At 41.4% G+C, this 21,330-nt stretch carries 20 protein-coding genes; 11 read left to right on the forward strand and 9 right to left on the reverse strand.

All coding sequences use genetic code 11. The annotated features are described in order from the left end of the window. Positions 1–78 precede the first annotated feature (78 nt). Entirely contained in the window at positions 79–918 is an 840-nt protein-coding gene (locus ACH11B_RS03735; RefSeq protein ID WP_049794946.1) for a murein L,D-transpeptidase catalytic domain family protein, read from the forward strand. On the opposite strand, the gene ACH11B_RS03740 is transcribed toward ACH11B_RS03735, so the two are convergent. From ACH11B_RS03740 to ACH11B_RS03755, 4 genes are read right to left on the reverse strand one after another with little or no spacing between them, the layout of a single operon-like run. Continuing rightward, positions 910–2,331, reverse strand: a complete 1,422-nt coding sequence (locus ACH11B_RS03740) for a L,D-transpeptidase family protein (protein WP_041387925.1) — start codon at positions 2,329–2,331, stop codon at positions 910–912. The two genes, ACH11B_RS03735 and ACH11B_RS03740, sit on opposite strands and share 9 nt — an antisense overlap. Positions 2,332–2,378: 47 nt before the next feature. Next, positions 2,379–2,867 carry a gliding motility lipoprotein GldH gene (locus ACH11B_RS03745; protein WP_130855119.1) on the reverse strand — a complete coding sequence of 163 codons (489 nt, stop codon included), beginning with the start codon at positions 2,865–2,867 and terminating at the stop codon, positions 2,379–2,381. Next, positions 2,851–4,230, reverse strand: a complete 1,380-nt coding sequence (locus tag ACH11B_RS03750; protein ID WP_130855118.1) for a regulatory iron-sulfur-containing complex subunit RicT — start codon at positions 4,228–4,230, stop codon at positions 2,851–2,853. Before ACH11B_RS03750 ends, ACH11B_RS03745 begins: the two co-directional genes overlap by 17 nt. A gap of 37 nt (positions 4,231–4,267) precedes the next feature. Continuing rightward, the gene (locus ACH11B_RS03755; protein ID WP_130855117.1) at positions 4,268–5,383 is read right to left on the reverse strand and encodes an ATP-binding protein; all 1,116 of its coding nucleotides are present in this window, start codon (positions 5,381–5,383) and stop codon (positions 4,268–4,270) included. Positions 5,384–5,485: 102 nt separating this feature from the next. Here ACH11B_RS03755 and ruvX point away from each other — a divergent pair, with 102 nt between their 5' ends. From ruvX to ACH11B_RS03790, 7 genes are all read left to right on the forward strand, one after another. After that, positions 5,486–5,899, forward strand: a complete 414-nt coding sequence (ruvX, locus tag ACH11B_RS03760) for a Holliday junction resolvase RuvX (RefSeq protein WP_130855116.1) — start codon at positions 5,486–5,488, stop codon at positions 5,897–5,899. A 148-nt stretch (positions 5,900–6,047) separates the two neighbouring features. Then, entirely contained in the window at positions 6,048–6,683 is a 636-nt protein-coding gene (locus ACH11B_RS03765; protein WP_130855115.1) for an O-methyltransferase, read from the forward strand. 3 nt (positions 6,684–6,686) lie between these two features. Next, complete coding sequence (locus ACH11B_RS03770; protein ID WP_130855114.1) at positions 6,687–7,370, forward strand: glucosaminidase domain-containing protein; 684 nt, start codon at positions 6,687–6,689, stop codon at positions 7,368–7,370. 13 nt (positions 7,371–7,383) lie between these two features. Further along, positions 7,384–8,277: a glucosaminidase domain-containing protein gene (locus ACH11B_RS03775; RefSeq protein ID WP_130855113.1), complete on the forward strand. Its 894-nt coding sequence runs from the start codon at positions 7,384–7,386 to the stop codon at positions 8,275–8,277. A gap of 80 nt (positions 8,278–8,357) precedes the next feature. After that, entirely contained in the window at positions 8,358–9,134 is a 777-nt protein-coding gene (locus tag ACH11B_RS03780) for a hypothetical protein (protein ID WP_013664074.1), read from the forward strand. Between the two features lie 223 nt (positions 9,135–9,357). After that, positions 9,358–10,344, forward strand: coding sequence for a DUF3078 domain-containing protein (locus ACH11B_RS03785; RefSeq protein ID WP_130855112.1), 987 nt, complete (start codon positions 9,358–9,360; stop codon positions 10,342–10,344). A 3-nt stretch (positions 10,345–10,347) separates the two neighbouring features. Then, positions 10,348–11,214 (forward strand): N-acetylmuramoyl-L-alanine amidase, encoded by an 867-nt coding sequence (locus ACH11B_RS03790; RefSeq protein ID WP_130855111.1) that lies wholly within the window; start codon positions 10,348–10,350, stop codon positions 11,212–11,214. Between the two features lie 56 nt (positions 11,215–11,270). Here ACH11B_RS03790 and ACH11B_RS03795 read toward each other — a convergent pair whose 3' ends face one another. The 3 genes from ACH11B_RS03795 to ACH11B_RS03805 form a co-directional block, all read right to left on the reverse strand. Continuing rightward, positions 11,271–12,944: a glutamine--tRNA ligase/YqeY domain fusion protein gene (locus tag ACH11B_RS03795; protein WP_130855110.1), complete on the reverse strand. Its 1,674-nt coding sequence runs from the start codon at positions 12,942–12,944 to the stop codon at positions 11,271–11,273. A gap of 134 nt (positions 12,945–13,078) precedes the next feature. After that, positions 13,079–13,270, reverse strand: coding sequence for a cold-shock protein (locus ACH11B_RS03800; protein ID WP_013664078.1), 192 nt, complete (start codon positions 13,268–13,270; stop codon positions 13,079–13,081). Positions 13,271–13,368: 98 nt separating this feature from the next. Beyond that, positions 13,369–14,628 carry a DEAD/DEAH box helicase gene (locus ACH11B_RS03805; protein WP_130855109.1) on the reverse strand — a complete coding sequence of 420 codons (1,260 nt, stop codon included), beginning with the start codon at positions 14,626–14,628 and terminating at the stop codon, positions 13,369–13,371. A 222-nt stretch (positions 14,629–14,850) separates the two neighbouring features. On the opposite strand from ACH11B_RS03805, the gene ACH11B_RS03810 reads away from it, so the two are divergent. Further along, positions 14,851–15,639: a M48 family metallopeptidase gene (locus tag ACH11B_RS03810; RefSeq protein WP_130855108.1), complete on the forward strand. Its 789-nt coding sequence runs from the start codon at positions 14,851–14,853 to the stop codon at positions 15,637–15,639. 37 nt (positions 15,640–15,676) lie between these two features. Here ACH11B_RS03810 and ACH11B_RS03815 read toward each other — a convergent pair whose 3' ends face one another. Together ACH11B_RS03815 and ACH11B_RS03820 are read right to left on the reverse strand one after the other, a co-directional pair. After that, on the reverse strand, positions 15,677–16,996 hold the full coding sequence (locus ACH11B_RS03815; RefSeq protein WP_289554368.1) for an amidohydrolase family protein: 1,320 nt from the start codon (positions 16,994–16,996) through the stop codon (positions 15,677–15,679). Then, complete coding sequence (locus tag ACH11B_RS03820) at positions 16,980–19,982, reverse strand: amidohydrolase family protein (RefSeq protein ID WP_130855107.1); 3,003 nt, start codon at positions 19,980–19,982, stop codon at positions 16,980–16,982. The genes ACH11B_RS03815 and ACH11B_RS03820 overlap by 17 nt, the downstream gene beginning before the upstream one ends. Positions 19,983–20,195: 213 nt before the next feature. Here ACH11B_RS03820 and ACH11B_RS03825 point away from each other — a divergent pair, with 213 nt between their 5' ends. Together ACH11B_RS03825 and ACH11B_RS03830 are read left to right on the forward strand one after the other, a co-directional pair. Then, entirely contained in the window at positions 20,196–20,597 is a 402-nt protein-coding gene (locus tag ACH11B_RS03825) for a VOC family protein (protein ID WP_130855106.1), read from the forward strand. A gap of 127 nt (positions 20,598–20,724) precedes the next feature. Next, a complete protein-coding gene (locus ACH11B_RS03830; RefSeq protein WP_130855105.1) occupies positions 20,725–21,294 on the forward strand; it encodes an HdeD family acid-resistance protein in 570 nt (189 codons plus the stop codon). Positions 21,295–21,330: the final 36 nt, after the last annotated feature.

Below are 21,330 nucleotides of genomic sequence, written 5' to 3' on the forward strand. Positions count from 1 at the left end.
CACAATAAATTCGGGGCAATTGTCGTTTTCAAAAAAACGTCTTTGACTCTAAATGGAAAAGAGAAAAGTGGAGAGTATATGAAGTTGAGAAAGAGCATTTTAGTGCCCAGTATTATTTTTTTATTTTTAGCAATCGTTATTAATACCAGTTGGCGATCCATCCATTCACCCAGACCTATAAACCATAAGGTTTTTAACAAAAAAAAGAAGACCAATCGCGGTTCGCTCTTATCTAACACGTTTGAATCTGTTTACGAGCATGTGCAAAAGCTTGCACCTACATTAGATAGCGTCGTATTCAGGCAAGCATATATTGGCTATTTGAATTTAAGAGAACAAGGAAAGACCGATTCACCCATTTTGACCATCGCAGATCTCAGCATACACAGTAGTAAGCCTCGTTTGTGGATTATTGACTTGGAGCGGGATAGTCTATTGTTAAATACCTTTGTCGCGCATGGCCGCGGGAGCGGTATTCAAGAGGCTAGGTTGTTTTCCGATCGACCAAATTCGAATCAGAGTAGTTTAGGATTTTATTTAACGGGAGAAACGTATCAAGGAAAGCATGGTCGGTCGTTAAAATTGGACGGCTTAGATCGTGGATTTAATACAAACGCGCGAGCGCGGGGCATTGTGCTCCATGGCGCTTGGTATGTAGGAGCCAATATATTGAAAGGCCAAGACCGAATGGGAGTAAGCCAAGGCTGTCCAGCCGTATCCGAACCTTTAAAAGATAAAATCATTGATCTGATCAAAAACAAATCGGTTCTTTATATATACGGTAAATCAGCAAAATACCAGTCCGCCTATCTAAATGAGCAGACGGCAACACAAAGCTTAATGGCGGCCAACATGGATGAATCCAAATCAGAAATACCCGATTCAATGTCGTTAGCCGAAGCAGGCAACCTACTTTAGCGATCGGTACAATAGGGAGTCTAGTTTATATACGTCCGGATAAAACTTTAAAGTGGAAGAACTATCCATTTTACAAGTAACATAGTCTAATACCACGGGAACTTGTGGCTTAAGTCCAATTGTTTTGGCTACAGGTTCCTCACTAGACATCTCTTCCTTGATGAGGTCGTATTTTTCGCCTTCGCCAAATAAAGCACGTGCCAGATCCAGCGGCTTTTCTACCCTTACGCATCCATGACTGGCAGCACGCATTGATCTACTGAACACTGCCTTTGCCGGTGTATCGTGCAGATAGACGCTGCTTCCATTTTTAAACAGAAACTTAATAAGTCCGAGTGAATTAGTGTTCCCAGGTTGTTGCTTAAAGCTATAAGGCAGGTTTTCTTCATTATATACGCTCCAGTCGATCGTATCCGGATTTGCGATTTTTACGCCCCTTCTATACACATCCATTCCATGATTGGCCAGATAATATTTGTCGGCCTTCGCCTGTACTAATATCTCCTTCTTTGCAATACTTGTTGGTATATTCCAAATCGGATTCACTTGTACACTATGAATTTTACTTGCCAGCATCGGGGTTTCGTGCCCGTCTGCCTTTCCTACAACCACCTTCATTTGACCCTTTGTGCTTCGGTCACGGATAATATATAATTGATAAGCTGGAATATTCACATATATCAAATGGGTGCTGTCCATTTTGTACTTCCATCGCAAACGTTCCATATTTGCGATCAACGCTATCTTTTTTGCTCCATGGTTCTCATTAATCAAAGCTTTTTGCATCGCTCTGTAAGCACCACTTTTAGGCTGTATACTATCTAGGTAATGCTTTAAATTTTCAACGCTCAGAACCCGGTCAAAGGACACGCTATCGGGTCTGCTTACAGGAATATAATAACGAGGTAATACTTTCCTTGGATTCGTCATCCCATATTCCAATGCAAAAGCATATCGAGTAAGCGCCTCCGCCGCGAGCAGCTCCGCACGAACAATACATGCATAGGCCTCATCGACCTTCATATCCTTTCGACCCGACAGCTGAACAAGTGCATCGTATAGGGTATCTGCTTTATACGATCGGGTTGAAAGGCCATGTTCTTCGACACGCTTTAGAAAATCTATCAAACGAAAAAGTGAAGAATCCGCGTAAAACTTGGTAATTAGTACCGGCTCAAAATTTGCGTTTGTATAAAAGCGGGTTAAATACTTTGGATTCTTAAATAGATTTGTGTTTGTCTCCAAATAGTTTTTAAAGTAAGTATGTAACGAATCGGTGTTTACTTCTTTATAAACTTTATTTTTGGTTTGCTTAAATAACAGATCTCCGATAGGCGAGCCCGATTGTCTGCAAGCTGCCAGTAATACAAAAAATAAGATATAGAAAAGCTGTTGAGGTAAAGTTTTGTGCATAGACAAATTCTGGCTTTTTGTCTTTATTAAGACATAAATCATGCCGATTATTTTGCAACACTTTCGGGAAGCACACAAATTCCCACGTCGCTAACTCCTTTTAAAGGACTATCTCGCATGTTTTGCTCAATTTTAAAATAGTAAGTCCCTGTATCGGGAAAATGATAGTTGGTATTGTAAGCAATCTGATAACTATACAAGCTTCCGATACCTTTGCCCAGCCAACGGCCGTCTTTATCGGCCACCTGCAGCTCGATCCGTTTGCTGCTCGGTTTATGTTTTGCACTTCTTTGATGTACCAAAACAAATAGATTTGCGTATCGGTACTCCGACGTCAAGCGTACATTCACTTTCAATCGATAGGGTATCGTATTATTTTTTACTTCAACTTTAAACTCTGGTGTAAAGGCATAATTCCATGCCTGGTTGGGTACGGGTCTAAACTCGTCGACCAATGCGCCATGATTACACGAAAGCATACAGCTCATCATAGCCACCAAGCAAATAAGGTTACGAATTTTAGGGTTTTTCACCATTTGATGCCCCTCCCTCCTTATTTGTTCGTTTACCTCTGTATCGTCTGCGACTGTTTTTTGTTTTTTGCGCGTTTGCCGCGTCCTTAACCGCTCCCTTATCCCCTCCCGCATGATCCGCTGAAACCTTGCCTTCTTTTTTTGGAGAAGTGGCTGTTTTCTGTTGCAGTTTCTGTCCGGAATTTAGTGTCTGTCCGGCATCTGTCTGTCTATCGGAGGCTGGTTGTTTGTTTTTATTTCTTTTCTTGGACGGACGTTTCTTCTTTTTGCTTTTGTCATCTAAACGAGTTAAGCTATCCTGTCCTACTACATTTTCATAGTCGTAAGTTACCGGTTTAACAATGGCTACCTCTTCCTTAATCTCCACCAGATCATCTGGTTTGATGCCCTCTTTATTTCCTTCAGCTATGATACGCACCTGGTCTATTTCGAGGGGAATCCAGTTTTCATCTTCCGGAAAGGAAAACCACATTAGTCTCCTAAAGATATCCGTTTTCTGCAAACGTGCGGTACCTCTTTTTGTTTCCAAGCGGTCAATATCGTTAGGAATATCTTTTAAGGCGTCCATATAGGTATCCAATTCATAGTTGAGACAACATTTGAGCTTTCCGCACTGGCCGGCTAATTTCAGCGTATTCAGCGATAAATTCTGATATCGTGCAGCAGCGGTGGAGACCGTTTTAAAATCGGTCAACCAAGTGGAACAGCAAAGTTCTCTTCCGCAAGACCCGATGCCTCCCAAACGACTTGCTTCTTGCCGCATACCAATTTGGCGCATCTCAATACGAATACGAAAAGCTTCCGCCATCTTTTTAATGAGTTCTCTAAAGTCGACCCGGCCCTCAGCTGTATAGTAAAAAGTAGCTTTTGTCTTATCTCCTTGATAGTCTACATCACTTAACTTCATGGACAACCCTAAATCAAGAGCCAATTTTCGCGCACGATGCATAGTTTCCCATTCTAAGTCTTTAGCCGCCTGATATTTATCCATATCATTACTGGTTGCCTTACGAAATATCTTGCGTTCAACGCTATTAGGGTCAACCTTGTTCTTTTTAAGTTGCAAGCGAACCAGTTCACCGGTGAGTGAGACAAAGCCAATATCGTAACCGCCTGTTGCCGTTTCTACTGCAACAGGTTCGCCCATTTCCAGATAAAGATTATCCTGATTGATATAAAAGTCTTTTCGAGATCCTTTAAATCTTACTTCTACAATGTTAAACGGTATATAATTTGTTGGCATATCCATATGGCTTAGCCAATCGTACACATCCAATTTATTGCATCCATTCGTCATGCATGAACCGTTGCTCTGGCAACCTGCAGGGGCACAACCTCCTCCGGATGAACAATTATCACATCCCATATTTCTATATATTGAGTCCCGTTTATCACGGGAGCGTTTAGTGTTTAAATAATAAAACTAATTGCAAAGATACATCTAAAAATAAGATTTTAGGGTTTGCATTGCGTTCTACGTAATAACTTGTTTTTTCAAATATGCTGACACAAGCTTCCAATTTAGCCGTTTCATAAAGCGGGCTAAACTTTTCAACAAAAGACATTTCCGCCTCCGGTAGGTGTACGAGCGTTTTTGCACCCTCTTTAAATAACACTACATCACGCATCATTTGAATAGCGTAAAGTAAGAAACTTTTTTGATTTTCACGTCCAAGCTTGGACAAATCTTCTTCAACCAGTTGCAAAAGATCGAGTACACGTGCGCCAAAACAGAAGCGCAACCATTGTACAAAAAGCTGAAAATATCCCCCACCCGGATCATCGGACAAAAGGGACAGCGCTTGCTGCACATTACCCTCGCTAATATAAGCCAGCTGCAAAGCCTTCTCATGTGACACACCCTTTTCACGAACCAAAAACTCCGCCAGACTAACTTTATCAAGTGCATTTACTTTTACTAATTGAGTTCGGGATATAATGGTGTTCAGTAATTGATCCTGATTTTGCGTTACCAGCAAGAATAGCGTTTTTTCAGGCGGCTCCTCAATCAACTTAAGTAAGGTATTCCCTTCTTTATCCAAAAATTCGGGCAACCACATAATAAGCACCTTATAGGGAGCTTCAAAAGCTTTGAGACTTAATTTTTGGATAATGTGATGGCATTCAGCAATGTTGATATTCGCCTGTTTATTTCCTGCATCCAGGCTACTTCGCCAGGTTTCCAGATTGAGGTAGGGATTTCTCAGGAAACTGTTTCGCCATTGATCAATGAAAGTACTGGCCGTGTCCTCTTTATGCGACGCAAAAAAGGGGTAGGAAAAGTGCAGATCGGGATGAATAATCTTCGCATATTTTCTACACGAACTGCAACTACCGCAGCTATCGTTCTCTTGCTTGTTTTCACAATTAATGTATTGCGCGTAGGCGACAGCAAGTGGTAAACTTCCGCTTCCTTCGGGACCAAGAAAAAGTTGCGCGTGGCTTACTCTATTTTCCTTTACCGTATTGATCAAGTGCGCTTTTACTTTTTCCTGTCCTATTATATCTTTAAACTGCATATTTTCCTTTATGGGCTTGTACTACTCGCTCTTGGCCTTCTTAAGCCTAAAATAGATTAGCTTTCCGTATCTTTGCGAACAGATGTTCAAAAATAAGAATTTATGCGGATAATGGCTTTTGATTATGGCACAAAGCGAATAGGTGTCGCAGTGACAGATCCTTTACAAATTATCGCGACCGCTTTAACCACCATTCATCCAAAAGATGTTATTGAATACCTGAAAAAATATGTATCCCAGGAACAGGTGGAATCTTTTGTCGTAGGTATGCCCAAGCAACTGGATGGATCTGATTCTCAATCGGCCGTACATGTAAAAGGTTTTATTAATTTACTGAAAAAGTCCTTTCCTCAAATGCCAATCGTTACCATGGACGAGCGATTCACCTCAAAAATGGCCTCGGCCAGTATTGCACAAAGCGGACTAAGACGATCAAAAAGACAAGAAAAAGGCTTAGTGGATGCCGTTTCTGCTGTCATTATCTTGCAAGATTATCTTAAGACGATTCAGTCTTAATAACAGACCATTATTATGTTTTCAAAAAAACGTTCTCTTAATACTAGCACAATAGCAGATTAAAAGCGCTTCTCGAAAGGATCTTTGTATAGCTATAATTTATATTGTGGTATTCGAAAATACCGAGCATTTTATATAAGTTTGCTTCATGGAGATAATGGATAACTTGCTCAATGCCTATTTAACGAGTACCTGTGATGATGAGCCTCCCCTTTTGAAAGCAATTAATCGGGAGACCTATTTAAAGGAAACTCAGCCTCATATGCTTTCCGGACATTTCCAGGGGCGTTTTTTGAGTTTAATAAGTCACCTCTTAGCTCCGAAAAGAATTTTAGAGATTGGCACCTTCACAGGTTATGCAAGTCTTTGTTTAGCAGAGGGGCTTGTTTCTGATGGGATCTTGCATACCATTGATATCAACGAAGAGTTGGCTGAACGAGTTCAGGGGTATTTCGATGCTTCACCTTACGGTGCCAAAATACGTTACCATATTGGCGAAGCCCTGCAGATTATACCGACACTTGAGGAAACCTTCGACCTAGTCTTCATCGATGCTGATAAAAAGAATAACCTTAATTATTTTGAACTCGTGCTTGACAAAGTGAGAACAGGCGGGCTGATTATGATCGACAATGTACTTTGGAAGGGAAAAATTACAGACGCATCACCGGATAAACAAACCGAGCAAATCATTGAACTCAACAAAACCATCGCACAAGACAAACGGGTACAGAAATTGATTTTACCAATCCGTGATGGTATATTCCTTATCAGAAAATTATAGTAAATGAAAACCCTTCGGTTTCCCATATTCTTGTTTTTCCTTTTTTTCTTGTCGCAAACCAGCTATGCGCAAGGGGGCGCGCATGCCTATATAGAGGCTCACAAAGAGTGGGCCATCGACGCGATGGAGAAATTCGGTGTTCCGGCCAGTATTATTCTAGCGGTAGCTATGCATGAAAGCGCGAATGGTAGTAGTAAGGTTGCAATCCATCTCAATAATCATTTCGGCATTCGTGGTGCCAATAACAGCAAAAAAATCCGATCGTCTTACAAGGGCTATGATAGCGTTAAGGCTTCTTACGATGATTTCATTAATTACCTCAAAACCCGTAAGCAATTTCGGTCGCTTTTTGATCGATACAGTGCGTATGATTATCATTCTTGGGCCTATGGCATCATGCGCGGTGGTTACGCAGGTAGCAAGGCCTGGGCAGCCCACATTGTTGCCATTATAAAGAAACATCAACTTTTTTTATTTGACAATAGACCAGCGGATTATATAGAACCGCAGGATGCCCCTTTCGAAGAGAAATCCACTGCTTCCGAAATCAATCTACGCTATACGGTAAAAAAAGGCGATACGTTGGGAGCAATTGCCAAACGATACAAAACCTCCGTTAGCCGTATTAAAACCAAAAATCAACTTCGGAGTGACCGGCTAAGAATTGGTCAACATTTAAAAATTTAACGTAGATCGCAAAATGAACAAGCAGCTGCAGCATATCGCTTTACCATCGTTCGTATACCTCATTCTTTTTTTTTGTATTTCCTTGAGCCTAACATCTTGCCTACCTAAGCAAAAAGTGCTACAGAGTTCCAAAACTCGACAACAGGGATCGTACGGAAGCAACAACGAGGGACGGCGGCATAATCATCCGCATCGGCCGAGTAACAAGCCTGCCGCGATAAGCGCTTCTGCACAAGATTATATCAGTCGTTATAAAACGATTGCTATTCAAGAGATGAACACTTACGGGATACCCGCCAGCATCACGTTGGCACAAGGCCTTTTAGAGTCGGCTAACGGAAATAGTACATTGGCTAGAGAAGCCAACAATCACTTTGGTATCAAATGTACCCCCGATTGGAAAGGTGAATCGTTTTTTAAGGATGATGACGCTATCAATGACTGTTTCCGCGTGTATCGTTCACCGGAAGACTCTTTTCGAGATCATTCTGAATTCCTCTTACGAAAACGCTACGCTCCTTTATTTGAGCTTGACAAAGACGACTATACCGGGTGGGCTAAAGGGCTGAAAAAGGCCGGTTATGCCACCAATCCTCGCTATGCAGAATTATTGATCGATTTGATTGAACGTTATGGATTATATGAATACGATCGTGGAGAAAAAGCACCGGAGAAAATAAACAGGGAAGAACGGGTATTAGTTGAAATTGCTGATAACAGTCCGAAAGAACCTGAAAAAGCCGAAGCCAAACCACCGGTAGAAATGAAAATACATGAGGTGCGACAAGGCGATACAATTTACAGTATCAGTAAACGTTACGGGCTTACCACCGACGAACTAAAAAATCTTAACAGCTTGGATAGCGATGATCTCGTTGTTGGACAATTGCTCCTCGTTTCGAAATAAAATCAACAAATTCCTGTTAGTCGTGTTAAAAAGTGCAAAATGTTTTTCAATGACATAGGCCATTCCCTATCTTTGTTAACTTGAAAATTCTTGCAACCATAATCGTTTTACTATTAGCTTCCATCTTCTTTGCTTCGGCACAAGAGCGGGAAGGTATTGTATTTGACAGTTATACCAAACAACGGATTGCACGCGTCTATATCTACAATACAGCGAACGACGAGATGAAGTATAATGATAAGCGCGGAGAATTTGCAATTAAAGCGAGTCCGGGCGACACCCTGATTGCCATTGTTAAAGGCTACCATGCCGATACGTTAATCGTAAAGAAAGATCCCGTCATTGTTTTTAACTTACAACGATCGACTATCTGGCTAGATGAAGTAAGTATTATTGCGAAGCGTTCACCTGCGGAAATACTTGAAGATCGTAAACGGGAATACAGTTCGGCTTATCGAAAGGGAAATCCGGGCAGTTTATTATCGACCGGACCTACCGGAGCAGGCTTAAGTATTGATGCGCTGTACTCTTTATTGAGTCGACAGGGCAAAAATGCACGTTTTTTACAGGAGCTTATCCAACGTGAATACGAAAACAATATGATCGACGCCCGATTTACGCAAGCCATGGTAAAGCGCTTGACTAATCTAACAGGCGTAGCTTTAGAAGACTTTATGCATCAATATCGGCCATCATACCACTTTATTATGCAAGCCAATGATTATGAGCTGGGCAAGTATATACAGAGCTCCTATAATATGTACCGTAAAAACCCCAGTGCATATCGACTACAGCCATTACCCAGAGTGCAGCCTAACAAAGAAGAGGTAAAGATCGAACGATTGGATTCCAATTAGAGGCATTATTATTGCTTAAGAAAAGCAGATAAAATGCTTCCGACGATACGGGCATTAGTTTGGGTCGGAAATTATACGACCGAAGAGAGCCTCATCGTACAGTTTCGGTAATTATGTGCTTGGCATATAAGATCATTTTATCTAAGTTTGTGGTTTGGATTGGAGTCAGCTGAGCGTAAGTATTCGGCAAAGGCAAACCAGCGTTAACAATAAAACTATTCTGATGAACGTACGACATTTACTTGTTGCATTTATTCTCACGGGCGCATTTTTCTTCGCTAACGCGCAAAATTATGATCTCAATGATCTTCGCCAGGCCCCGCCAAAAAACAGCCTACCCGTTAGAACTCCCCAAATGGGCATTCATGATGTAGAAGTACAGAACCCTAGTTTAGATTTAAAGGTTAACTATTGGCGGAATTGGACAAATTTCGCCATAAACGCGAACCAAGCTTCCTTTAGTGATAGCTGGAACAGTGGTGGTGTAAACTCTATCTCTTTAGGTGCCCTTTTTAATACGAAATGGGATTACACCAAAGAAGGTAAAAACTTTGTATCTGAATTAGACTTAAGGTATGGAAAGATTAAGAATGAAAATCAACTTGCGCGTAAGAATCAAGACCGCATCTGGTGGGATAACAAGTACTCCATTAAATTTTCTCAGAAATGGGCATTATTTGCAGCCTTGACCTTTGAAACACAATTTGATGCAGGTTGGCAGTATACGAACATTGATGGTGTAGACACCAAATCCAGAAAGATATCCAATTTCATGGCTCCAGGTTATCTTACACCCGCAGTCGGTCTTGAATATAAACCGGATCAGTTTAGTTCTATCCGTTTTGGTCCAGCGACCCGTATGACCTTTATTTTAGATGACCGAGTTCAATCGGTAAGGGAAGAAGATACTACTCGTTTCGGTGTAGAAATCCCTGGAAAATTCAAGAATGATGTGAGCTTTCAACTATTAGCTGGTACTGATCGAGATTTAACAAAATGGTTGCATTTAAAAACCACCTACGAATTTTTAGCTAATTTTGAAGAGCTTAGCACTTCAAGGCATCGCCTAGACGCCATCTTAGGGGTACGCGTCTCGAGGGTAATAAGCCTGTTGTTCAATGCGACCTTATTGTATGATCCTAATCAAATAGAGGAACTGCAACGCTCTCAAAGTATAGGTATTGGTTTGAATTATAAATTTCCGAGATAACCTATGCTGAAACATATTTGCTCATACGGATACATGGTCTTAATGCTATTTTTTCTAAGCGCCTGCGCTTCAAAAAAGAAATTTGCAGAGACTAATAAAATATATGAAAAGCAGGTAGAACAATTGGCTGAAGTAATTAAGCAACCTTTGCCGACTCCGCAGCACATGGCTTCTGCCGGATTGCCGTCTCCGGGAGTAGAAGGCCAGCGAAAAGATTTTGAGTGGGTAGGCACCGTTAATTTCAATATGCGCAAACCCAATTTTGTTATTTTACATCATACAGCTCAAGACAGTATTCAGCAAACCTTACGGACGTTTACGCTAGAACGTACACAAGTAAGTGCTCATTATATCATTGATAAAGAAGGTAAAGTTTATCAATTGCTCAACGATTACTTACGAGCTTGGCATGCGGGTAATGGAAGGTGGGGATCCGTTACGGATATGAATTCCGCATCTATAGGTGTCGAAATGGACAACAACGGTGTTGAACCTTACACTGAGCCACAGATAAACAATTTGCTCGTATTACTGGATACCCTCAAAGCTAATTATAAGATTCCTTCAGAAAACTTCATTGGCCATGGTGATATCGCTCCGGGACGCAAAGTAGATCCCGGCATCAATTTTCCATGGAAACGCTTAGCAGAAAAAGGGTTTGGTTTGTGGTATGACGACGTACTGCAAGCACCCCCCACCACTTTCAACCCGCTAGATGGTTTGCGTATTCTAGGCTATGATACCCGAAATGCTTCAGCCGCAATCTTAGCTTTTAAGAGACATTTTATACCTGAGGAAACCACTGAAGAGTGGACTCCTTTTGCACTTAGCGTGCTTTACAATCTTTATATCAAGAAAACAACCTTATAAAAAAGGAGTCATCTCTTACCAGATGGCTCCTTTTTTATAAGGATCCAATTAATTACTTAAGCTTCTTTCTGTGATTCTTTCGCCCATGTGTCGCGTAAGCCAACAGTGCGATTAAACACCAATCGATCAGGTGTCGACCGTGTATCGAGCGTAAAATAACCCTTACGAATAAATTGATACCCTTTCCCCGGTACGGCATTTAATAAATCAGGTTCAATATAGACCTTTTCTAAAATCTCAAGACTATCCGGATTAATAGATTCTTTAAAATCACCGGTTGTGGCTAAGGGGTTTTCAGCCTTAAATAAACGATCGTAAAGTCTTACCTCCGCTGTTTTCGCATGTGGTACACTTACCCAGTGAATTGTTCCTTTCACTTTTAGGCCACTTGTGTCCTCTCCACTTTTTGAGTTTGGAATATAGCTACAATGGATTTCTGTGACATTACCGTCTCCATCTTTTACGAAACTATCACATGTAACGATATAAGCATGCTTTAAACGAACACTTAATCCAGGGCCTAAACGGAAGAATTTCTTAGGTGCATTTTCCATAAAATCCTCGCGTTCAATCCATAGTTCACGACTAAAAGGAATCACTCTTTCCCCCTCACCACCTTCCACCTCCGGATTGTTTTCTCCATGTAACAGTTCTTCTTTTTCCTCCGGATAGTTTGTTATAATCAGTTTTACCGGATCCAGCACCGCCATTCTACGCCAAGCCGTTTTGTTTAAATCTTCGCGGATGCAAAATTCCAACAGGCTTACGTCAATTACGTTTTCCCGCTTTGCCACCCCAATTCGCTCGCAAAAATTACGGATACTTGCAGGCGTATATCCTCGTCTTCTTAATCCGCTGATGGTAGGCATTCGAGGATCATCCCATCCTTCCACATGCTTTTCGTTTACCAGTTGCAGTAATCGGCGTTTGCTCATGACGGTATAAGTCATATTCAATCGTGCAAACTCATATTGTTTAGATGGGAAGATACCAATATGCTCGATTAACCAATCATATAAAGCCCGATGTGGTATAAATTCCAGCGTACAAACAGAATGTGTGATCCGCTCAATCGAATCACTTTGTCCATGCGCGAAATCATACATCGGGTAAATACACCAAGCATCCCCCGTACGGTGGTGATGCGCGTGTTTTATACGATAGAGTAAAGGATCGCGCATATGCATGTTTGGATTGGCCAGGTCGATTTTCGCCCTCAACACTTTACTTCCATCGGGATATTTTCCATCCTTCATTTCTGCGAATAAACGAAGGTTTTCCTCCACCGTCCGGTCTCTATAGGGAGTCGGCTTACCTGGTTCGGTAGGTGTCCCTTTACTTGCAGCGATCTCTTCCGGTGTACTATCGTCGACATAGGCTAAACCCTTTTCTATCAAGCTCACGGCATATCCGTATAGCGTATCGAAATAGTCCGATGTATACAGCTCCTCGGCCCATTGGAAACCAAGCCATTTGATATCATTTTTAATACTTTCCACGTATTCAATGTCTTCCGTAACCGGATTGGTATCATCAAAACGCAGATTAGTTTTACCATTATATTTTTGTGCCAAACCAAAATTTAAACAAATCGACTTCGCGTGACCGATATGTAAATAACCGTTTGGTTCCGGCGGGAATCGCGTCAGCACCCTACCGTCATTTTTCCCATTTTTTATATCTTCCTCAATAATTTCCTCCAGGAAATTCAATGATTTCTCTTCGTTCATAAGGCACAAACTTAGCTAAAATTCTCTGATGAAAAAGTATGCTGAAAAAATTTAATGCTTTCTATTCTCTACATTAAAAACAAGAAAGGCCGTCCTCTTCGGACAGCCTTCATACGATTTATATTATTACTATCCTAGATAACTTTAACATTTACCGCATTTAAGCCTTTCTTTCCCTGTTCAACCTCGTAAGATACGTGGTCGTTTTCACGGATAGAATCGATAAGGCCAGATGAATGAACGAAGATATCGCCTCCACCAGCATTTGGAACGATGAAACCGAAACCTTTCGTTTCATTAAAGAATTTTACTACTCCTTCTTGCATTGTATTGTATTGAATTTATTAATAATTAGAGCAAAGGTAAGGATATTAATCAAAGATTTTCTTAATAAAATATTTATTTATAAAATCTTAACAAAAAATTAGCCTATTCTATTCCCTTTTTGTGCGCTGGCAGGTCTGAATCGGCGTTTTTTCCGATTTTTATTTGTTGACGCTTTTTCTGATTTGTTCTGTAACGGTCGTTTCGGGAGAGGTACAGCCACAAACTTATCAGTCGCAGGAAAAGGATGCTCATTGATCACGGGAATGGCCTGATTTGTTAAATTGTTTATACTTTGCAAATAGGGCCGTTCCTCCAGATCGCAAAATGAAAGAGCTTTACCGCTCGCACCCGCCCTACCGGTACGGCCAATACGATGCACGTAAGTTTCAGGCTCGTTTGGGAGATCAAAGTTGATCACAAATTTAAGTTCTTCAACATCGATTCCACGAGCTGCGATATCCGTCGCAATAAGTACTTTTAGCTGGCCGCTCTTAAAAGCTTGAAGTGCATTTTGTCGGGCATTCTGCGATTTATTTCCATGAATAGCTGCTGCTTGAACACCTTGTTTCGCCAAGAACTTTACCAAACGGTCTGCACCATGCTTCGTCCGCGTAAACACCAGCACATGATCACGCACTTCACTCTTTAAAAGGTGTAAAAGCAACTTCGGCTTATTTGCCTTATCAACAGCGTATACTACTTGAGTCACTTTTTCGGCTGTTGAAGAAACCGGTGTTACCTCTACACGTACCGGGTTCTTTAAAAGCGTATTCGCGAGTTTCGTAATTTCGGGCGGCATGGTTGCTGAAAAGAAAAGCGTCTGTCGCTTTATTGGCAAAAGAGCAACAACTTTTTTAATATCATGAATGAATCCCATATCCAACATTCGATCCGCCTCGTCTAGCACGAAGTGAGAAACAGCCCGAAGGGTAAGCACCCGCTGTCCAACCAAATCCAAAAGACGTCCGGGAGTCGCTACCAATATATCGATTCCTTTTTTTAATCCTGAAATCTGCGTATTAATATTAACCCCTCCATAAACGACTTGATGTTTTAAGGGTAGCAGTTGGCCATACGTAGCGATACTCTCGTTAATTTGGATAGCCAATTCCCGCGTGGGGGCCAACACCAAAGCTTTCACTGCTTTCTCTTTATTAGGCAGGCTGTTCAGTTGCTGCAAAATAGGCAGAATAAAAGCCGCAGATTTGCCCGTACCTGTTTGGGCGCAACCGAGTAAATCTCTTCCTGAAAGTACAACGGGAATCGCTTGGGACTGTATGGGTGTGGGGGTTTCGTACCCCTCCTTATGGATTGCCTTCAATAAAGGATCAATAAGCTTCAGTTCTTTAAATGACAATATATCAGTGTATTAGTTGTAATAAAAACCATTATCCGTTCTAGGATATGCATTGTTGCAAAGATACGATTTAACTTCCATAAAGCTTCAATGAAAACAGATAGTTGCTTTATGACCGTATTTATATAGCTGATTTCAGGGATCTTCTCACCTTATTTTGGAGCTATGAAAGGTTTTATGGTATGTTTGTCTCGACATCGGTAATTACTATAAAACACCCATATGAAAACAATTAAACTTGCTATTCTTTCTGCACTAACAATCATGTGCATTCATGCTCAGGCACAATTTAAATTAAATACAAAAAGTATCAAGGCAGCGACTACAGCAGCAAAGGCAATTACCTTATCAGACGATGAGGTAATAGGTTATGCAAAGGAGTACATGGTTTGGATGGACGAAAATAACCCCGTTGCACCGGAGGATCATGAATTAGCCCAACGCCTAGCCAAACTAACGAAAGATTTAACTAACCACGATGATTTAAGCCTGAACTTCAAAGTATATTTAGTTCGTGACATCAACGCATTTGCCTGTGCCGATGGCAGTGTACGCGTATGTGCAGGTCTAATGGAAGTGATGGATGATAACGAAGTATTAGGCGTTATCGGCCATGAAATTGGTCACGTAAAAAACAAAGACTCGAAAGATGCTTTCCGTACTGCTCTATTAAGCTCTGCCTTAAAAGACGGTGTGGGATCACAGGGAGGCACAGCCGGAGCACTTAGTGACTCTAAGTTAGGAGAATTGGGTACTGCTGTTGCTAATTCGTCTTTCTCCCGTTCGCAAGAAAGTGCCGCGGATATCTACGGTTATGAACTACTAAAAGCGCAAAAGGTCAACCCGTGGTATATGGCCACCGCTTTTGAGAGTCTGGCTAAACAAAGTGAAGGCACTGAAAAAGCGTCCACCATGCAGCGCTTGATGTCTTCCCATCCAGATACAGAAAAACGCATTAAAGTAATGTCTGAAAAAGCGACTAAAGAAGGCTTTGAAAAACCGGTTAAGTAAAACGAAAAGAGGGAGCTTGAAACTCCCTCTTTTCGTTTTACTTTTGTCCGTATTTATACTCAAATCGCTCAAACAATTGTTTATGCAAATTATCTAAATTAATATCTCTTCCCCCAATGAACGCCTTTTCCAACTGATTTCCTTTCATATCAAGAGCGTCTCCTACGGAGAGAAATAGATTCGCATCCTTCCCAAGTTCTAAACTACCCGTTGTTTGATCAATTCCCAAAATTTTCGCGGTGTTTAAGGTAATAGTAGCCAGTGCTTTTTCTTTATCCAAACCAAATGCAGCCGCGGTACCGGCCATAAAAGGCAAGTTACGTTGTTGCCAAAAACCATCCATCCCGTAAGCGACCAGAAGTCCTGCATCTGATAAGAGTTTCGCTTGCTTATAGGGTAAATTAACATCATCATCTTCATTCGCAGGAAGCGAATGCGCCTGATGTATGATGATCGCAATATCATTTTCTTTCAAAAAAGCACTGACAAGATGAGCTTCCGCTCCTCCTACTAATACCGGCTTCAATCCATAATCTTTGAAAAATTGTACCGCTGCAATGATATCGTTCTTTTTATCAACATGAACCATGAGCTTTCTTGAACCGTCAAAGACCTTTCGAAAAGCTTCTAACCGCCCATTGAACACGTCTGGTTTATCTACGGCGCAATAAGCGCTTGCATCGGTTAATAAATCCGCCAAGGTAGTGCGTTCCTTTCGGATCCGTTCCTTTTGCTCCTCTTCATTGGTTGCACCAAAACGTGCATAGCGAATACTGGGCCAATTAATATGGATCGCATCGTCCTTTTTATAAGCAGCGTCTTCCCAATTCCATGCATCGAGTTGCACTATGGACGACTGACCAGTAACCAATCCTCCTTCGGGCGTCACTTGCGCCAATAATATACCGTTAGTGCGCAAGGTATTAATCACCTTAGAATCGGTGTTATAGGCAATCAGCGCACGCACGTGCGCGTTATTTCCCCCTACTTCTGTATTATCAACTGTCGCTCTCACCGCTTCGATTTCCACTAAGCCCAAATTGGTAACAGGCGCAATAAATCCAGGATAAAGATGTTTTCCATGGGCATCAATGGTCTCCGTGGCATTAGGTGCTCCGGACCCATCGCCCACATAAGTGATTTTTCCCTTATCAAAGACTAAGGTACCGTTTGTTATTACCTGTCCATTGCCTATGTGAATAGTGGCTCCTTTTATGCTAATGGCTGAAGTTTGCGCCTTTGCCGGATAAACGGTTGGCTGCGCCTGAGCCCAAACTCCGGCCAGCAGGAATAAACTTAGGCTGTATATGTATTTAAAAGTGAACTGCATCGTCATTGTATTAGTTATGGTTGACATCCTCGTTAATATCTCCTGAAAGCGTTTCGCAATGATAAATAATGGTTGGCTTTTCGACTGCTTTTTGTGTTGCATTCCCTTTATCCTTTTCTTCCAACGATTTAGCAATCAATCTAGCTTTCTCTTTTTGTTGAAAATCTCGAATCTTCTCATCTTCCTCTACATCCCAATATTTTACACCATCTACAAAGGTCTTCTCGGCACGGGCATAAATACTTAAAGGATTACCACTCCATATCACCACATCTGCATCTTTGCCGGCTTTCAAACTACCCACCTTATTATCAATGTGCAGCATTTTTGCTGGATTGAGGGTTACTAATTTCCATGCCTCTTCTTCTGTCAAGCCACCATACTTGATTACTTTTGCAGCTTCCTGATTTAAGCGACGAGCCATCTCAGCGTCATCCGAATTAATGGCCGTTACCACACCCTGCTTTTCCATTAAATAAGCATTATAGGGTATTGCCTCCTGTACCTCCATTTTATAGGCCCACCAGTCTGCAAAAGTAGCTCCTGCAATACTTCTTGCGGCCATACGATCCGCTAACTTATAGCCTTCTAAGATATGCGTAAAGGTATTTACCTTGAAACCAAGGCTATCAGCCAAATGCATGAGCATATTGATTTCAGACTGCACATAGGAATGGCAGGTGATAAAACGCTTATTGTCTAATATCTCCACCAAAGCATCCAATTCGAGATCACGACGCGCATTGCTGCCTTTCATCGCTATTTTTGCCTTATATTCCTTCGCTCTTGTAAAAGCATCTACATACACCTGCTCCACACCCATTCGTGTTTGCGGGAAACGCACCCGTGCAATATCTCCCCAATTGCTTTGTTTTACGTTTTCGCCAAGGGCAAATTTTATGAAGCCATCGCTCCCTTCGAATTTAAGCTCCTCAGGTGATTTACCCCAACGCAACTTAATTAATTGAGATTGCCCGCCAATTGCGTTAGCTGAGCCGTGCAATATATGCGAGGACGTTACCCCGCCTGCCAATTGTCGATAGATATTAACATCTTCCGAATTTATAATATCACCAATACGCACTTCAGCAGTAACTGATTGCGTTCCCTCGTTTATGCCTCTAGAAATAGCGATATGTGAATGCTCGTCTATGATACCTGCCGTAATGTGCTTGCCGGTAGCATCAATGAGCGTTGCGCCGGAGGCATTGAGATTTTTACCGACCGCTTTGATTTTTCCACCGGCAATTAATACATCTGCTCCTTCCAATATGCCTTCTTTTTCATTAGTCCATACGGTCGCATTTTTTAACAATACATCGGCAGCAGCAAGAGGTTGCTCATGACCATAGGCTGCAAAAGGATAAATTACCTTGCCTAATTCAAGGGGCTTGTCCGCTCGCTTCGTTTCGGTCTTTTCCGTGTAGGCCCCCGTATAAGAAGCTGACCAAGGAATAGTACCACCATCCTCACGATTAATTTCACCTTTTAATTGAAGTGGTTTTACTGTTGCAATATAGGCGCTAATCCGGTAGCTTTTCTTTACCCCTTTCGGATTAAAGCTCAGACTTAACAAATCACCATCTACTACCAAATTCGCTTTGATTTTTGTCGTATCGTTCGGCTTGCTAATGTAAGCTTCATACTTTCCCTGCTTCCCGCCTATCAGCAGTTTTATTGCACCGAAATCATCCACATTGCTTGCGTACTCTCCTCTCAGATCTTTATTACTGCTATGGTTAGCGATAAATTTTTCTCCTTCAATCCAATTTTCATAGATGATATTCCCTTCTTTGAACAAACTATCCGAAGTAATAATAAAACTAGCCAGTTTTCCTTTCTCCAAGGTTCCTAAGCGATCACCCGCTCCCAACAATCTAGCAGGAGTCTCCGTCAATGCACGTAGAGCGGCATCTTCACTTAATCCATATTTAATGGCTTTGCGTAAATTGGGCCAAAAGTCCCGGACGTTATCTAAATCGCTAGCTGTTAAGGCAAAAGGAATGGATGCCTTTTCCAAAGCGGCGGGATTGCCTGGAGCAAGCTCCCAGTGCTTCAACTGCGCAAGCGACAATTTATTAGCCTCGTAGGGGTCTGCTACATCATATGTTTTCGGAAAGTTAAGCGGAACGATAAGACTTGCCCCTGTAGCCTTCACTTCTTGAATACGTTGATAGTCATTTCCTCCCGTTTTGATAATATAGGATTTCCCAAATTCTTTGGCTATTTTATCAGCCCTTAAAACATCCAATACATCGTTCACTTCAAAAAATTGTGGTAGCGACTGCCACTTATTAAACGCTTCTAAGGAAATGTTGTATTCTTTCTTCTGTTGCTGATACCATTTCGCATCGTAATATGTTTGACGCAAAAGGGCAATGCTTCCCATTAAAGAAGAAGGGTAAGACGTTTTTGCAGAGCCTTTATCGAAAGAATACTGAGCAGCGGCGTCGGGAATGATGACAAGCTCATTATCTTTATTGGTGTTCAGTGCAATCAATGCACTACTTCCCCGCGCAATTCCGTCTTTTACTATCGTGTGTACCGCTCCGAAGCCAATTTTCTTAAGTTGTTCTGCTTTCTTTTCATCCTGTGCAAAAACATCGATCGCCCGAGTCTCCGGCCGTATTGCCTCGTTCCAGGCGTATGGGCCGTTCTTTGTAGAAGTGAGTACCTGGGCAGCCCTCCCAAAAGCGCGTGATTCCTTGTTTTCAGGTACGCCGTAGGTAGTAAAAGGATCAATCAGAGATGGATAGATAAACTTGCCTTGCAAATCAATCGTTATGTAACCTGCGGGCACTTCCTGTCCCGCTCCTACGGATTCGATCAGTCGATCGTTCACCAGTAGCGTCGCATTTTTCAGACTCTGCCCAGCTTTTGTGATAATATGAGCATTTATAAACGCGTACTTTTTCGGTCGCTTATCGTGCGAGCCGTTAACAGGAAAAGTTTCCTGGCTTTTCAGGAAGTAAAAGCTAAATAAAAAGAGGCAAAAGGGTAAGATTTTTCGCATAATGCACATCTAATTAAAGAATAAAAAGTTCAAGTTGTCAAAAAAGAGAATCCATTTTGCGGATTTTTTTGTTGTTGACGATAAAAACCAAGCGTTCGCCAAGTTTTTCACTAAAATACCCTTTTTAATTAAAAAAAATTTGTTTTGGCCTTCTCTCATAAGAATGTTACCTTTTTTACATTATAAGTTATACCTTCGTTCAAAAACATTGGCATGGGAAATCCAATAATACAAGCGCTTCATCATGTGGCTATTATCTGTTCCGATTATCAACGATCCAAGCAATTTTATACTACCGTACTTGGGTTTGAGGTCCTTAACGAAACTTATCGAGATGAACGGGAATCTTACAAACTAGACTTGGCCTTAAATGGTCAATACGTCATTGAATTATTTTCCTTTCCTGAGCCTCCGAGACGGGTGAGCAAGCCTGAAGCTTGCGGTTTAAGACATTTAGCCTTTGCTGTTGACAATCTAGAGAAGGCAATCGATCATCTAACGATGCATCAGGTACAAACCGAACCGATTCGGGTAGATGAACTAACCGGAAAACGCTTTACTTTTTTTGCGGATCCCGACGACTTGCCTTTGGAGTTCTACGAAATTGACCATTAATTGTCATTCCATTGAAATAAAGTAAAAGATGATCAAACACCTAATTTAGTATGATTGTTATCAACTCATATCTTATCTAAACGAAGTAGCTTTGATAAAGCTCGGGTTCTTGATTAATTTTATTCATATGACAGCATTTATACAGGAGATTAAACGTGAGGTCAAAAATTGGTGGCTTTTCACTGTTATTGGCATCTTGTTATTGATTGCCGGTTTTTATACAATATCGAATCCGCTGGCGAGCTATTTAGGCTTATCGGTTTTCTTTGGTGGTCTTATTTTTGTTAATGGTATTATGGAGCTTTCCTTTACATTCGGGAATCGACACCGTTTGCATCATTGGGGTTGGACACTGTCTGCAGGCATTCTGGACGTTGTACTGGGCTTCGTTTTATTATTATATCCGAGTTTATCGATGAGCGTTCTACCTTTCATAGTGGGTTTTTATATACTCTTATTAGGAGCTTCACTTTGCAGCTACGCCTTTCAACTGAAGAACTTAGACGTAAAGGGCTGGGGATGGATCTTGGCCGGAGGTATCTTAACGGTATTATTCGGCCTAAGTATGATTTTCAATCCAGTGATCGGTATTGCGACTATTGTTGGGTGGACGGCCTTTGCTTTTATCGTTGCCGGCGTGGTAAATATCATTTTTTCTATGCAGCTCAAGAAAATCAGGGATCATATGAATCCCTAACAAAATGAACTATAAATATCTTAATGAACTCTAATA

Source organism: Olivibacter sp. EAT-5, from assembly GCF_044784325.1.
Classification (GTDB): Bacteria; Bacteroidota; Bacteroidia; order Sphingobacteriales; family Sphingobacteriaceae; genus Olivibacter; species Olivibacter oleidegradans.